This window comes from Pantoea sp. DY-15 (genome assembly GCF_019795935.1).
Taxonomy (GTDB): Bacteria; Pseudomonadota; Gammaproteobacteria; order Enterobacterales; family Enterobacteriaceae; genus Pantoea; species Pantoea leporis.
Genome location: NZ_JAIMIF010000001.1, coordinates 791,943 through 806,046, shown reverse-complemented (window position 1 = coordinate 806,046; position 14,104 = coordinate 791,943). Strand labels below are relative to the sequence as shown.

Annotated in this window: 10 protein-coding genes; 6 read left to right on the top strand and 4 right to left on the bottom strand. The window is 55.2% G+C overall.

The annotated features are described in order from the left end of the window. Positions 1–16: 16 nt before the first annotated feature. Positions 17–2,797, bottom strand: a complete 2,781-nt coding sequence (locus K5Y32_RS03905) for a flavocytochrome c (RefSeq protein ID WP_137385597.1) — start codon at positions 2,795–2,797, stop codon at positions 17–19. 605 nt (positions 2,798–3,402) lie between these two features. Between K5Y32_RS03905 and K5Y32_RS03900 the strand changes: the two genes are divergently transcribed. Beyond that, entirely contained in the window at positions 3,403–4,917 is a 1,515-nt protein-coding gene (locus K5Y32_RS03900; protein WP_222181843.1) for an anion permease, read from the top strand. A 164-nt stretch (positions 4,918–5,081) separates the two neighbouring features. Further along, complete coding sequence (gene fumA / locus K5Y32_RS03895; RefSeq protein WP_222181842.1) at positions 5,082–6,725, top strand: class I fumarate hydratase FumA; 1,644 nt, start codon at positions 5,082–5,084, stop codon at positions 6,723–6,725. A 102-nt stretch (positions 6,726–6,827) separates the two neighbouring features. Here the strand turns inward: fumA and K5Y32_RS03890 are convergent, their stop codons facing one another. Further along, positions 6,828–7,040, bottom strand: coding sequence for a hypothetical protein (locus tag K5Y32_RS03890; protein WP_110865967.1), 213 nt, complete (start codon positions 7,038–7,040; stop codon positions 6,828–6,830). Between the two features lie 369 nt (positions 7,041–7,409). Here K5Y32_RS03890 and K5Y32_RS03885 point away from each other — a divergent pair, with 369 nt between their 5' ends. After that, on the top strand, positions 7,410–8,528 hold the full coding sequence (locus K5Y32_RS03885; protein WP_222181841.1) for a hypothetical protein: 1,119 nt from the start codon (positions 7,410–7,412) through the stop codon (positions 8,526–8,528). Positions 8,529–8,585: 57 nt separating this feature from the next. Here K5Y32_RS03885 and K5Y32_RS03880 read toward each other — a convergent pair whose 3' ends face one another. Then, complete coding sequence (locus K5Y32_RS03880; RefSeq protein WP_222181840.1) at positions 8,586–10,106, bottom strand: aldehyde dehydrogenase family protein; 1,521 nt, start codon at positions 10,104–10,106, stop codon at positions 8,586–8,588. Positions 10,107–10,344: 238 nt separating this feature from the next. Here K5Y32_RS03880 and K5Y32_RS03875 point away from each other — a divergent pair, with 238 nt between their 5' ends. Next, positions 10,345–10,908 (top strand): class I SAM-dependent methyltransferase, encoded by a 564-nt coding sequence (locus K5Y32_RS03875; RefSeq protein WP_222181839.1) that lies wholly within the window; start codon positions 10,345–10,347, stop codon positions 10,906–10,908. Here the strand turns inward: K5Y32_RS03875 and K5Y32_RS03870 are convergent. Next, positions 10,896–11,621, bottom strand: a complete 726-nt coding sequence (locus tag K5Y32_RS03870) for a glutamine amidotransferase (protein WP_222181838.1) — start codon at positions 11,619–11,621, stop codon at positions 10,896–10,898. The genes K5Y32_RS03875 and K5Y32_RS03870 overlap by 13 nt on opposite strands. 190 nt (positions 11,622–11,811) lie before the next feature. Between K5Y32_RS03870 and K5Y32_RS03865 the strand changes: the two genes are divergently transcribed. Then, positions 11,812–12,696, top strand: a complete 885-nt coding sequence (locus K5Y32_RS03865) for a DMT family transporter (protein WP_101760776.1) — start codon at positions 11,812–11,814, stop codon at positions 12,694–12,696. 46 nt (positions 12,697–12,742) lie between these two features. Continuing rightward, on the top strand, positions 12,743–14,104 hold the full coding sequence (locus K5Y32_RS03860) for a CoA transferase (protein ID WP_222181837.1): 1,362 nt from the start codon (positions 12,743–12,745) through the stop codon (positions 14,102–14,104).

The window sequence follows — 14,104 nt, the reverse complement described above, 5'->3', positions numbered from 1 at the left end:
CGGGCATCTTTACAGCTTAGTGTCCTAACGCCAGTTTAGCCGCGTTGTGACCGGCTTTGATACCGAAGATGATGATATCGGCCACCGCATTGCCGCCGATGCGGTTGGCGCCGTGGATGCCGCCGACCACTTCACCGGCCGCCCATGCGCCTGGAATCACCTCTTTCTGCGCATCCAGCACCGCGGTATCGGTGTTGATGGTCACGCCGCCCATGGTGTGATGCACGCCCGGTGCGATACGAATCGCAAAGTACGGACCTTTATTCAGCGGGTGACGCAGCGCGGTTTTACGACCAAAGTCTTCGTCATCCTGCTTCGCCACGAACTCGTTGTAACGACCGAGCGTGGTTTGCAGCGCTTCCTGATCCATGTTGAGTTTCACCGCCAGCTCGTGTGGCGTTGGCGCGCTGATGACAAAGCCTTTAGCGATGTATTCGTCAGCCGCTTTGTTATTGGCGCGTACCTGCTCGTCAAACACAATCCACGCACTCTTCTCAGGCAGCGCGATGATCTCAGCGGACACTTTGTCACGGGTTTCCATTTCATTGTAGAAACGCTTGCCTGCCTGGCTCACCAGAATCGCCCCGCCGCCGCGCATTGCTTCGGAAATCAGGTACGACGTGGTTTGCTCAACCGTTGGGTGAATCTGGATTTCACCCATATCCACGGTATCCGCACCGATGTGTTGCAGCATGGCGATGCCGCTGCCGGTGGCGCCTTTATGGTTGGTGGTGACGAAACCGTCCAGCTCAGGGCGATATTTCACCACCATTTCGCGGTTGGCACTGAAGCCGCCGGTCGCCACAATCACGCTTTTGGCGTTAATAATGCGGCTGTCGTTATACTCATCCACCACTTTCACGCCGGTGACCGCACCGTTTTCCACTAAAATTTCGGCCACTGAGGTTTCCAGCAACACTTCGATATTGCGCAGATTAACGTTTTTTACCAGCCCGCTAATCAAAAAGCCGCCGACTGCCGAACGATCTTCCGGACGGTGCGTACGATCGATGCTCATGCCGCCGGTGATGGTGATGTCGCACAGCTCGATGTCTTTGGCGGCCAGCCACTCAATCGCTTCGGGCGCCTGCTCAACAAATTCGCGCAGCAGCACCGGATTGTTTTTGAATTTGCCGCCTTTCAGCGTCTCTTCATAGAACAGCTCTTTGCTGTCTTCAATGCCTTTCAACTTCTGATAACGGGTTTCCGCCGCGTTCATCCCGACCGAGGCTTTGATGGTGTTACCGCCGATGGTGGGCATCTTCTCGATGATCACCACGCGTGCGCCATCGTCATGCGCCTGAATCGCCGCCGCCAGACCAGCACCGCCGGTGCCCACTACCACCACATCGTAATTCACCGGTGCGTTCGGGTTACCGCCCTCTTCAATCACATACTCTTTGCTTGAGGTGGTCATGGCACGCGATACCGCTTTTTTCAGCGCTTCACTCTGCGTGGTGGCGCCAGTGATGGCGTCAACGTGCGGGCTGTTCGCCACCAGAATGCGTTCACGCAGACTTTCGAAGGTGCTGGTGAAGTCGACGTCGAGGCTCGGATCCGGCACCAGCGAGATGTCGGTGATACGGTCGGTGTCGAGGGTAACGTTGATTTTCAGCTTCAGCGCTTCGGCTTCGACTTTCGCCTGATAAACGCCCGCTTTGTATTTACGGCCGGTATCGCTGACGTCGCGGATCATCGCATCCACCAGTGAGAAGCGCCACAGCGGTTCCGGGATAGTCAACTCTTCGCGCTTGGTGCTGTCGATATACAGCTCCATGTGCTGATTTTTGATGACGCGATCGGTCCAGTCCGGATAGGCGATACAGGCTTTGCCCACCGCCACCAAGTCGAAACCGTGCTCCAGCGCATTCTCGGCATCTTCTTTATTGACGACGCCGCCGACGCCAATTACCGGCACTTTCGCCAGGTTAGGCGAGCGCTGTGCCAGATATTTGGTGATCAGTGGCGTTGGGTCCTGAGTATCAACAATCGATGGACGCAGCAGTTGACCAACCGAGAAGTGCACGTAATCGAGACCGCGTTCTGCCAGTTTCTCCAGCAGATAAAGCGTGTCGTCCCAGCGGATGCCCGGCACTTCCAGTTCTTCCGGTGAGAAGCGATAGCCGATGATGAAGTCTGCCGCAGCGAAGCGGTCAGCCATTTTGTGGGTGATTTCCAGCACTTCCAGTGGGAAACGCGCGCGATTATCGCGACTGCCGCCCCATTTGTCGTCGCGCTGGTTGGAGTTTGGCGAGTAGAACTGCTGAATCAGATAGGTGTTGGCGCCGTGAATCTCCACGCCGTCAAAGCCGGCTTTGATCGCGCGGTTCACCGCATCACCAAACTTGGTGATCATCACATCCACTTCTTCTGCAGTCAGCGCCTGAGGTTGAGTGGCACCGTCGCGCGGTGCAGCGATGGCGCTCGGCGCGACCGGGGTTTTACCGCCGATCAGCGCCGGTTCAACCATGCGACCGCCATGATAAATCTGCAGAATCGCTTTGGAGCCTTGCGACTTGATGGCGTGGGCGATTTTCGCCAGACCGGGGATTTTGTTGTCGCTGTCGATACCGAGCGCGCCTGGAAACGCAGGGCCACGGTTATCAATAAAGCAGCACTCGACAATCACGGTACCGATGCTGCCGGCGCGCACGCGATAATATTCGACAAGGTCACTGGTAACACCGCCATCGTAATAACCGGTACATGTGGTCATCGGTGCCATAACCAGTCGGTTTTTAAGCACCGCACCTTTCGGTAACGTAAGCGGATTAAGAATCGGGGTGAGCGTATTCATGATGAGCAACTCCAGAATTAAGAAACTTGGTATTCAATTCTTTGGCGGTTCGGAGAATTTTATAATTATTTGAGTGGTCCGATTTCATGGCGTAAATATAGCATTTTATTTACTTACATAACCTTATTCGTTAGTTATATAAGTTTTACGCATGAAAATAATATTTGAGGCTTATTGCTAAAAGCTGCGCTCCGCTAAGTTTTAACCAAGACTTGACAAAAATCAACTTTTTCCTTACATTTAAAACAAACCTAGTCTTATCATAAAGATAAATCGTCTCCTTTCTCTGTTTTTTGCTTGATTTGTGCCGTTTTATTCGTCTCACACGGTTAATTTTCACCTAAGGGTTCGTTTATTAAGGCGCGCATGATTAAAGCAAAAAAACCACCAATAAATTTTATTGATCTGGATCAAAATAGATATTTTAATTAATCGCATCATGCTTGCATTCAATAGATAATTCGCGCATCGAATTTTGCAAATAGCGATTTATTAAAACTCAGTTTTAAATGTCACGACTAATCTGTTAAAAGGGTTTTGTAACTAAAAAAACCAGTTTGGTTCGGGGCGTATATCCGCATTCTCCATAACTTGCAGACAAAACTATGAACACACAAACAACCCAGAGTGAATCCCTCACCGCGCCTCCCGCGGCACCAGGGAAAAAAAAGAACCGCCTGATAATGTTGTGCCTGCCAATTATTGTGGCTGTGCTGTTGCTGCTGGTACCGACTCCTGCGGGATTGGAACCTTACGCCTGGCACTTCTTCGCCATTTTTGTCGGGGTTATCGTGGGACTGATTTTCGAACCGCTGCCGGGCGCTGTGATCGGCTTAACCGGCGTGGTGGTGATTGCGCTGTTCAGTCAATGGGTGCTGTTTAGCCCGGCAGAACTGGCGGATCCCAAGTTCAAAACCGCGGCGCAGTCGTTCAAATGGGCAGTGAGTGGCTTCGGCAACTCCACGGTCTGGCTGATCTTCGGTGCCTTTATGTTCGCCGCTGGCTACGATAAAACCCAGTTTGGTCGCCGCCTGGCGCTGATTCTGGTGAAATATCTGGGCCGTCGCAGCCTGACGCTGGGTTACGCCATTACCTTCGCTGACCTGTTGCTGGCGCCGTTTACGCCATCCAACACCGCGCGTAGCGGCGGTACCATCTATCCCATCATTGCTAACCTGCCGCCGCTCTATGGTTCAAAGCCGAACGATCCTAGCGCACGTAAGATTGGTTCCTACCTGATGTGGGTGGCGATCACCGCCGCTTGTATCACCAGTTCAATGTTCCTTTCTGCGCTGGCACCAAACCTGCTGGCGCTGGCGCTGGTAAAAAGCGTGGTGGGCTTTGATATCTCATGGGGCATGTGGTTCCTCGCCTTCCTGCCACTCGGCGTGCTGCTGATTCTCACCATGCCGCTGCTGGCTTACTGGCTCTATCCGCCAGAAGTAAAAGTGAATGACGAAGTGCCGCGCTGGGCCACCGCTGAGCTGGCAAAACTCGGTAAACTGAAACGTAACGAAATCCTGCTGCTGGGCTTCGTGGTTGCGGCACTGATGATGTGGATCTTCGCCACCGCCTGGATTGAGCCCGCAATGGCCGCACTGTTAGTCATCGTGCTGATGCTGTGGACCGGCGTACTCAACTGGAATGACATCACCAGCAATAAAGCCGCCTGGAACACCTTCGCCTGGTTCGCCACGCTGGTCGCGCTGGCGGATGGTTTAGCGCGCGTTGGCTTCATCGCGTGGCTGGGTAAAGAAGGCGCAATACTGTTGCAAGGCTATGACCCGCAGGTTTCTGCCGTCGTCCTTCTGGTCGCCTTCTACCTGCTGCACTACCTGTTCGCCAGTACCACCGCGCACACCACCGCGCTGCTGCCCGCGATGCTGACCATCGCCGCATCCATTCCGGGCATCAACATGCCGGTGTTCTGCCTGATGATGTGTGTTTCTCTGGGTGTGATGGGCATTATCACCCCGTACGGCACCGGCCCAAGCCCGATTTATTACGGTAGCGGCTATCTGCCAACCAAAGATTACTGGCGCCTGGGCACCATCTTCGGCGCGCTGTTCCTGGTTCTTCTGATGGTTGTCGCCTATCCATGGATGGTGATGATGTTCTGATGATGTTGCTTCGATGTTAAAAACGGAGCCGCGCATTACCGTGAAAATGTTATGATACTCGCCAGTCAGCCCCCACGGAGGGCTGGCGAGAGAAAATCGAATAACAAACTGCCTAATTTGTCGCCCGTCATGCTGGCGGGCCACACGAAGCTAAGTGAGCCAACATGTCGAACAAACCCTTCTATTATCAGGATCCCTTTCCTCTCGCCAAAGATGATACCGAATACTATCTGCTGAGCCGCGATTACGTCTCGGTGGCCAACTTCGATGGCGAAGAAGTGCTGAAAGTCGATCCCAAAGCGCTGACGCTGCTGGCGAAGCAGGCATTCCACGATGCTTCCTTCATGCTGCGCGCCTCGCATCAGGCGCAGGTCGCATCCATTCTTGCCGACGATGAAGCCAGCAAGAACGACAAATACGTTGCCCTGCAGTTCCTGCGTAACTCTGAAATTGCCGCCAAAGGCGTGCTGCCAACCTGTCAGGATACCGGCACCGCCATCATCATGGGCAAAAAAGGCCAGCGCGTCTGGACCGGTGGCGGCGATGAAGCGGCGCTGTCGCAAGGCGTCTACAACACCTTTATTGAAGATAACCTGCGCTATTCACAGAACGCCGCGCTGGATATGTATAAAGAAGTGAATACCGGCACCAACCTGCCGGCGCAAATCGACCTCTACAGCGTTGATGGCGACGAATATAAATTCCTGTGCATTGCTAAAGGTGGTGGTTCCGCCAATAAAACCTATCTGTATCAGGAAACCAAAGCGCTGATTACCCCAGCCAAATTGAAGAACTACCTGATCGATAAAATGATGTCGCTGGGCACCGCGGCCTGTCCGCCGTACCACATCGCATTCGTGATTGGTGGGACTTCAGCGGAGAGTACGCTGAAAACCGTCAAGCTGGCCTCTACCCATTATTACGATTCGCTGCCGACCGAGGGCAACGAGCATGGTCAGGCGTTCCGCGACATTCAGCTGGAAGAAGAGCTGCTAAAAGCCTCGCAGGAGCTGGGCCTCGGCGCGCAGTTTGGTGGTAAATACTTTGCGCATGATATCCGCGTGGTACGTCTGCCGCGTCACGGCGCATCCTGCCCGGTGGGTATGGGCGTCTCCTGCTCCGCTGACCGTAATATCAAAGCCAAAATCAACCGCGAAGGTATCTGGATTGAGAAGATGGAAGACAATCCAGGCCGCTATATTCCGGAAGAACTGCGTCAGCAGGGCGAAGGTGAAGTGGTGCATGTCGATCTGAACCAGCCGATGAGCGAGATTCTGGCGCTGCTGTCGGCTTATCCAGTCTCCACCCGCTTGTCGCTTAACGGTACCATCATCGTGGCGCGCGACATTGCGCACGCTAAGCTGAAAGAACGCATCGATAACGGTGAAGGCCTGCCGCAGTACATCAAAGATCATCCGGTCTATTACGCGGGTCCAGCGAAGACGCCAGAAGGTTATGCCTCCGGTTCACTCGGCCCAACGACTGCAGGTCGTATGGATTCCTACGTTGATCTGCTGCAGGCCAACGGCGGCAGCATGGTGATGCTGGCGAAAGGCAACCGCAGCAAGCAGGTTACCGATGCGTGTCAAAAACACGGCGGCTTCTATCTGGGAAGCATCGGCGGCCCGGCAGCGGTGCTGGCGCAGCAGAGTATTAAGAGTCTGGAATGCGTGGAGTATGCCGAACTCGGTATGGAAGCGATTTGGAAGATTGAAGTGGAAAACTTCCCGGCATTCATTCTGGTGGATGACAAAGGAAACGACTTCTTCCAGCAGATTCACAATAACTGTGCCGCCTGCGTGAAGTAATCTGCGCATCGCACCACAAAAAAGCCGTTATCTCGTGATAGCGGCTTTTTTTATTGCGATATTTCTGACGAATTGATCATCGAATGAGGCAAAGCAGAAAAGTTAAAAACGGAATTGGCTCTCCAGTTGACGCAATGTTTCCATGCGCTGCGCCGTGGCGATTTCGCGCGCTTTCACTTCCAGCAGCAGATCGGCATCGTTCTGGCCAATCACATACACTGCCTGACGTCCAGGCAGGTTAACGGTAATAATATTTTGCTCCACACCGTCCAGCATCTCATCATGCTGTTCCAGGTAGTTATACAACGTGTTCATGGGATCTCCTTGAAAATAGGTGGGCTAATCTGCCCAATCGCACCCTTTAAACACACAAGACCTGGCTTAAAGATGGCTTTTTATCAGAAATATCGCACCAGGGTTGCAGGCAACATCTCATAGCAACATGACGTTGAGATGAAAATTGCGCTTCATAACCACATCATTAAGTCTAATGTTTCCTAAAGCAGCGCATTAACCATACTCAAACCCATAATTGATTAAAATTAAATATTATTCATATAGTTAGACTGAATTTCGTTAAGGGGTTTTGCAGACCATTCTCATGTTTACTGCGATGTAATGTTCTGCAAACTGTCCCAACACTTCACATGGCGTGAAGTGATGATGGATAAACAAGGAGATAACATGTTCAAAATGTTTAAAATTGGTCCTCCAGGTAATAGCGAAGGCACATTGCCGGTATACATTGAACAAGCCTATACCGATAATCTTGGTTACGATGTTGCATTCATGTCTGGCAGCGAAATTGTTGATAGTTCGCCGCGTTTCATCGGTTCTGCACATCCCTATTCTGTGGTTTATGCATGGGATAACGGTGTGGTTGTCGGTTCAACGCGCGCAGCAGCCGATGGTTCATGGTCGCTTTCGGCACAGTTTGCTGATGGCCAGCACTCCTTAACTTTTGGTCTGGACTCATCCGCAGCAAGCTCACCGCTGGATTTCATTGTAAATTCAGGAGCCGCCATCCCGGTTGTCGTTTCGCAGGGCTACACCGATGACCTCGGATATGACGTTGCCATTTTGGGCGGAAGTGAGATTGTCGATAACACGCCGCGTTTCATCGGAACTGCAGCGCCAGAAGCAATCATTTATGCCTGGGATGCTGGCAAGCTGGTGGCCTCTACCGTTTCAGACAGCGATGGTAAATGGTCTCTGGAAACACAGCTTGATGATGGCCAACATGCATTAACCTTTGGCTCATCTGCAGAAGAAAGCACCCGGCCTTTCACCTTCTCCATCGACTCGACCAAAGCCAATCCGGTGACAATTGATCAGGGTTACGAAGACCATCTCGGTTATGACGATGCGTTTATGAGCGGTGACCAGATCACGGATACCACACCACGCTTTGTTGGTACGGCGGCACCAGAAGCGATCATTTATGCGTGGGATTACGGTGTGCTGCTGGGTTCAACCGTATCAGAACTGGATGGTTCATGGTCGTTCACTCTGCCGGAATTAGACCTGGGCGCTCACGCGGTGACTTTTGGTTCTGAACCGGAAGTGACATCGAATCCAATGTACTTCTCAGTACAAAGTTCGGAGGCATTGCCAGCAAATATCAACATCGCTGAGTTGCTGAGCCAAAGCGAAACGTTGCTGTTGAGTGATAGCGACATCGCTCCACAGACTTACTCGCAGCCATTCTCGCTAACGCAGCAGGATCTGTCGGTGCAGAGCCAGAATGGCATTACTGGCATTTCTTCAGCGTTCACACCTGAGCTGGAAGAGCATTTCGCCTAAGCCATTTACGGCGATGCAAGATAGAAAGGCAGCGGATAATACCGCTGCCTTTTATCATCAGAAGAAACCGAGCGGTTGCGTGCTGTAGCTCACCAGCAGGTTTTTAGTTTGCTGATAATGGTCGAGCATCATTTTGTGAGTTTCACGGCCAATCCCCGATTTCTTATAGCCGCCAAACGCCGCGTGCGCCGGATAGAGGTGATAACAGTTAGTCCACACGCGACCGGCTTTGATGGCGCGGCCCATGCGATAGGCGCGATTGATGTCGCGCGTCCAGACGCCCGCGCCAAGTCCGTAAATCGAATCATTGGCGATTGCCAGCGCTTCCGCTTCATCTTTGAAGGTCAGCACACCAACCACCGGGCCAAATATCTCCTCCTGGAACACGCGCATGCTGTTATCCCCTTTGAGCAGTGTCGGCTGGATGTAGTAGCCGCTGGCAAACTCTTCGCCCACTTTCTCTACGCCGCCGCCGTGCAGCACCTGCGCGCCCTCTTGCTGCGCAATTTCCAGATAAGAGAGGATTTTGTCGAACTGCTGCTGCGACGCCTGCGCGCCAATCATGGTTTCGGTATCCAGCGGATCGCCACGTTTAATGGTTTTGATGCGCTTCATCACCGCCGCCATAAACGGCTCAAAGATCGATTCCTGCACCAGCGCGCGCGACGGACAGGTACAAACTTCACCCTGATTAAGGAAGCCCAGCACCACGCCTTCTGCCGCTTTCTCAATGAAACTCTCTTCGGCATCCATGATGTCTTCGAAGAAGATGTTCGGTGACTTGCCGCCCAGTTCAACGGTGGACGGGATCAGGCTTTTCGCCGCCAGCTCCAGAATATGACCGCCGGTGGCAGTGGATCCGGTGAAGGCGATTTTGGCGATGCCCGGATGGGATGCCAGCGCTTCGCCTGCCTCTTTACCGTAACCGTGTACCACGTTGATCACACCCGGCGGCAGCAGATCTTTGATCACGTCCATAAACAGCGTAATCGACAGCGGCGTTTGCTCGGCCGGTTTCAACACCACACAGTTACCTGCGCCAAGCGCCGGTGCCAGTTTCCATGCCGCCATCAGCAGCGGGAAGTTCCACGGAATGATTTGCCCGACCACGCCCAGCGGTTCGTGGAAGTGATAGGCGGCGGTGAACTCATCGATTTCAGCGGCGGTGCCTTCCTGCGCACGCACGCAGCCAGCGAAATAGCGGAAATGATCGACCGCCAGCGGCAGATCCGCCGCCAGCGTTTCGCGTACCGGCTTACCGTTATCCCAGGTTTCGTTGACCGCGATATATTCCAGATTCTCTTCCAGCCGATCGGCAATTTTCAGCAGCACCAGCGAGCGTGCCTGTGCCGAGGTTTTGCCCCACGCATCGGCAGCGGCTTGGGCGGCAGCCACGGCGTTATCGATATCGGCGCGGTCCGAACGGGGAAATTCGCCAATGGTAGAAGCATTGATCGGTGAAGTGTTGACGAAGTAGTTACCGTTCACCGGCGCAACAAATTCGCCGTTGATAAAGTTGCCATAACGCGATTGCAGAGTAATGAGAGAACCTTGTTCTCCCGGAGCAGCGTAACGCATGGTGTTTCTCCTTGCGGGACAGAGTGGCGATTAACAACTATGAAACCTGTTATTAACATTGGGCGATCCACGCCAGCCTGTCAGATCGTAAAAGGGGAAACTGTGACCGCACCGAGGGAAATGTGGCGAGCGTAGGCCGCTACAGATAATTCCGAGTTTTCCCGCTTATGCCGCAAAAAGCGGAACATGGGCGAAATATGTGGTCAATATGAAGCAGGATACTAACCAGGAGAAACAGATGTTGGCTTCAGCCCTGACGTTAATGCGCGCCAAAGCGAACTTTGTTCAGCAATTTATCCGCAACCCGCGCAAAATGGGCAGCATCACGCCCTCTTCCGCCGCGCTGTGCCGCACCATGTGCGATGCGGTGAACTGGGATAACAGCCTGCGTATCGCCGAACTGGGCGCCGGTGATGGCGTGCTCACACGCCACGTGCTGGCGCGCATGTCACCGCAAGCACAGCTTGATGTGTTTGAAATCTGCCCGGAACTGGTGAAAAGCCTGCGTGGATTGCCTGATGCGCGCATGCAGGTACGCGCCTGTTCGGCGGAATATCTCGCCGGGGAATATGATGTGATTTTTTCTGGCCTGCCGCTGCTGTCATTACCGCCCGCCATGCGCGATAACATCCTCAGTGCGGTGCATGATGCGCTGGGTCCACGCGGCGTATTCGTGCAGTTTCAATACACCTCGTTCACCCAGCCAAATTTGTCACGCTACTTCACCTGGGAACGCCAGCGGGTGCTGAAAAATATGCCACCCGCGTGGGTTTATCGCTGCACGCGCAACTACGCGCCCTGAGCCTGCGCGCGCGGCTGCGGCCGCGTTTGTAGCCAGAAGCTGCGCAACAGTTCGCGCGACCAATCTTCGCCTGAAAGAACAGTGCCATCGTCACTGACGCCCGCCGGTAAACAGGCGGTCATAATCTCGCGGGTAAATTCCGGATGGAACTGCACCGACAGCGCCTGCGGCGAATAACGCAAAATCTGACAACCATCCTGCGCCGAGCTCGCCAGCACCTGCGCATGCTGCGGCGGCGTTAACACCGATTGCCGATGTGACAACCACGCCTGAAACTCGCCCGGTAGATCAGCCAGCCAGGGATCGTTGTGCGCCTGCGCATTGCGCGTCAGCGGTTTCAGTCCACGCTCCCAGCCCTGCGGGTTATCGCCCACTTTGCCACCCAGCGCATACGCCATCAGTTGATGCCCGTAACAGACGCCCAGCAGCGGCAGCTCCGCCTCCAGCGCGCCACGAATCCAGGCGGCGGTGCGTTCGCTCCAGTCAGCGTGATCGGTGACCATCGCCCAGGAACCGCTGAGGATCGCGCCACTGACGCGGTCAAAGGCCGGTAAATCATCGCCCAGATGCGGACGCACAATCACATAGTCATCGGGCTGCAGTTGCAGCGCGTCGATAAACCAGCGGGGTTGTTCACCAATTTGCGCCACAACCTGCGGCGGCGGGACTTCGAGTTGAATCAGAGCAAGAGGTAAAGCGCGGGTGTGTGTCATGCCGAATACGGTCCTCGTTATGGTCGCCTTTCGGACATCCACTTTGACAGTAAATCAGCGACATGTCTTATTTTTTTCCTGCATAAGCTAATGCTTATGCGAAAAAAATGTTGCCCGACATGCCCGAAGTCCGCGCCTTCATGCCATCATTAGCCGGTGATCATCTTTGTACAGCGTGAAGGAAGACCTCGTGGCAGTGCGGCATTTTTTAATGGTTCTGATGGTGGTTTCCATTTGGGCTTTCAACAACGTGGCGGTGAAGTGGGGATTACTGGAACTTCCGCCGCTGTTTCTCACCTGGATGCGCTTTGTGGTGGTAGCGATTGTGCTGGTGCCATTCTGCCGCATTACGCGCGCGCAACTGCCGTGGCTGCTGACGCTGGCGTTCACCTTCGGCTTTATGCACTTCTCGCTGCTGTTTGTCGGCATGCGCTACACCGATGCCGGCACCGGCGCCATCGTGGTTCAGCTCGGTACGCCGATTGCCATGCTGCTGGCGATGGTGATTCTCAAAGAGAAATTGCGGCTGGTGCAGCTGTTTGGTATCGCCATTTCGCTGAGCGGCGTGGCGGTGCTGTCGGGCAGTCCGACCATTCCGGCCTGGTGGGTGCTCTGTATTCTGTTGTGCAGCGCGTTTGGCTGGGCGATCAGCAATATGATTGTGAAAAAATCGCCGCCGATACAACCGCTGACGCTCACCGGCTGGATCTCCTTCCTTGCGGTGCCGATTGTCGGTGCTGCTTCGTGGCTGACCGAATCCCATCAGTTTTACGCGCTGAGCCACGCCGGCTGGCGCGGCTGGTTTGGCATTCTGTATAGCGCGCTCGCCTCGTCGATTGTCGCCTATACGCTGTGGTACGCGCTGCTGAAGAAATACAACGTCAACCTGATCATGCCCTATTCGCTGCTGACGCCGGTGCTGGCGGTGTTGATGGGCGTTTTCGTCTTGGGTGACAGCATGAACAGCTTTAAGATCCTCGGTGCGTCACTGGTGGTGCTGGGCACCGCGATTGCGGTGATCAACCTGCGTAACCTGCGGATGCACGCGCGTTTCCCGCGCTTGCGCCGCCGTTAATCCGCTCTGCTATGCTTGAGTCTCGCGCGTTTTCCGGAGACTCAACATGGATTCTCAACGTGCTGCCGCACTGTGGCAGCAAATGTGGCAGGGATTGCGAGGCGCGGACCCGCTTCCCTCGCCGACTTTTCTCCAGCCAGACACTTTTTCCTCTGCCTTTGCCGTCAGCGAATTGGCGGCCACCAGCATCGGCCTCGCCAGCCAGGCGCTAAGCGATCTGCTCGGCCAATCCGCGCCGGTCAGCGTTAATGTCCGTCTCGCCTCGCGTTGGTTTCAGCACAGCCTGATCCCGCTCAATCGACCGCCTGCTGCGCTGTGGGATGAATTCGCCGGTGATTACGCCAGCGCCGACGGCTGGATCCGCCTGCACACCAACGCGGCTCATCATCGTGCGGCGATGGAGCGCGTGCTCGGCCAGCATGCCGATCGTGCCGCGCTGGCCGATGCGGTGGCCCGCTGGCCCGCCGCCACGCTGGAACAGGCGGTGATTGATGCCGGCGGCTGCGCCGCGCAGATGCGCAGCGAAGCGCAATGGCTGCAGCATCCGCAAGGCAGCGCCGTGCAGCAGGAAGCGCTGATTGCCCAACAGGCCACCGACGCCGCCCCGCCGCCCGCCTGGTCACTGTCGCCCGCGCGGCCGCTGCTCGGCGTGCGTGTACTGGATCTCACACGCATCATTGCCGGACCGGTGGCGACACGTTTTCTCGCCAGCCTCGGCGCGCAGGTGCTGCGCATCGATCCGCCCGACTGGCACGAACCCACGCTGGAAGAGGAGATCACCTGCGGCAAACGCTGTGCGCGGCTTGATATCAAATCCCGCGCCGGGCGCGAGCAACTGCGCCAGCTGTTGCAGCACAGCGATGTGCTGGTACACGGTTATCGTGCTGATGCGCTGGAAAAACTCGGGCTGGATGCCGATACGCGCCGCCAACTCGCGCCGGGCTTAGTGGATGTCAGTCTGAATGCGTGGGGCTGGAGCGGGCCATGGCGCAACCGGCGCGGCTTTGACAGTCTGGTACAGATGGGCTGCGGCATCGCCGAACAAGGCATGCGCTGGAGCGGCAATAATCAACCGACGCCGCTGCCGGTGCAGGCGCTCGATCACGCCACCGGTTATCTGATGGCCGCGGCGGTGCTGGAAGGTTTGCGTCAGCGCTTGACCAACGGCGTTGGCTGGCAGGCGCGCTTATCGCTGGCACGCACCGCGCGGCTGTTGCAGCAGTTCGGTGACGCGCCGCAGAATGCGCAAAACGGTATCTACGCGCAGCACGATGACGCGCTGAGCGCGATAGAGATCAATCAGTGGGGAATTGCGGAGAGATTGCGTGCCGCAGCGTATTTGCCCGGCACGCCAATGATCTGCGCAACGCCAGGCGTGAAGCTTGGCAGCAGCGCAGCAAGCTGGTAA

Excerpts from the sequence above, each read along its gene's own strand:
- K5Y32_RS03905 (WP_137385597.1), bottom strand. The coding sequence starts at position 2,797 with ATGAATACGCTCACCCCGATTCTTAATCCGCTTACGTTACCGAAAGGT.
- K5Y32_RS03900 (WP_222181843.1), top strand. The coding sequence starts at position 3,403 with ATGAACACACAAACAACCCAGAGTGAATCCCTCACCGCGCCTCCCGCG.
- fumA (WP_222181842.1), top strand. The coding sequence starts at position 5,082 with ATGTCGAACAAACCCTTCTATTATCAGGATCCCTTTCCTCTCGCCAAA.
- K5Y32_RS03890 (WP_110865967.1), bottom strand. The coding sequence starts at position 7,040 with ATGAACACGTTGTATAACTACCTGGAACAGCATGATGAGATGCTGGAC.
- K5Y32_RS03885 (WP_222181841.1), top strand. The coding sequence starts at position 7,410 with ATGTTCAAAATGTTTAAAATTGGTCCTCCAGGTAATAGCGAAGGCACA.
- K5Y32_RS03880 (WP_222181840.1), bottom strand. The coding sequence starts at position 10,106 with ATGCGTTACGCTGCTCCGGGAGAACAAGGTTCTCTCATTACTCTGCAA.
- K5Y32_RS03875 (WP_222181839.1), top strand. The coding sequence starts at position 10,345 with ATGTTGGCTTCAGCCCTGACGTTAATGCGCGCCAAAGCGAACTTTGTT.
- K5Y32_RS03870 (WP_222181838.1), bottom strand. The coding sequence starts at position 11,621 with ATGACACACACCCGCGCTTTACCTCTTGCTCTGATTCAACTCGAAGTC.
- K5Y32_RS03860 (WP_222181837.1), top strand. The coding sequence starts at position 12,743 with ATGGATTCTCAACGTGCTGCCGCACTGTGGCAGCAAATGTGGCAGGGA.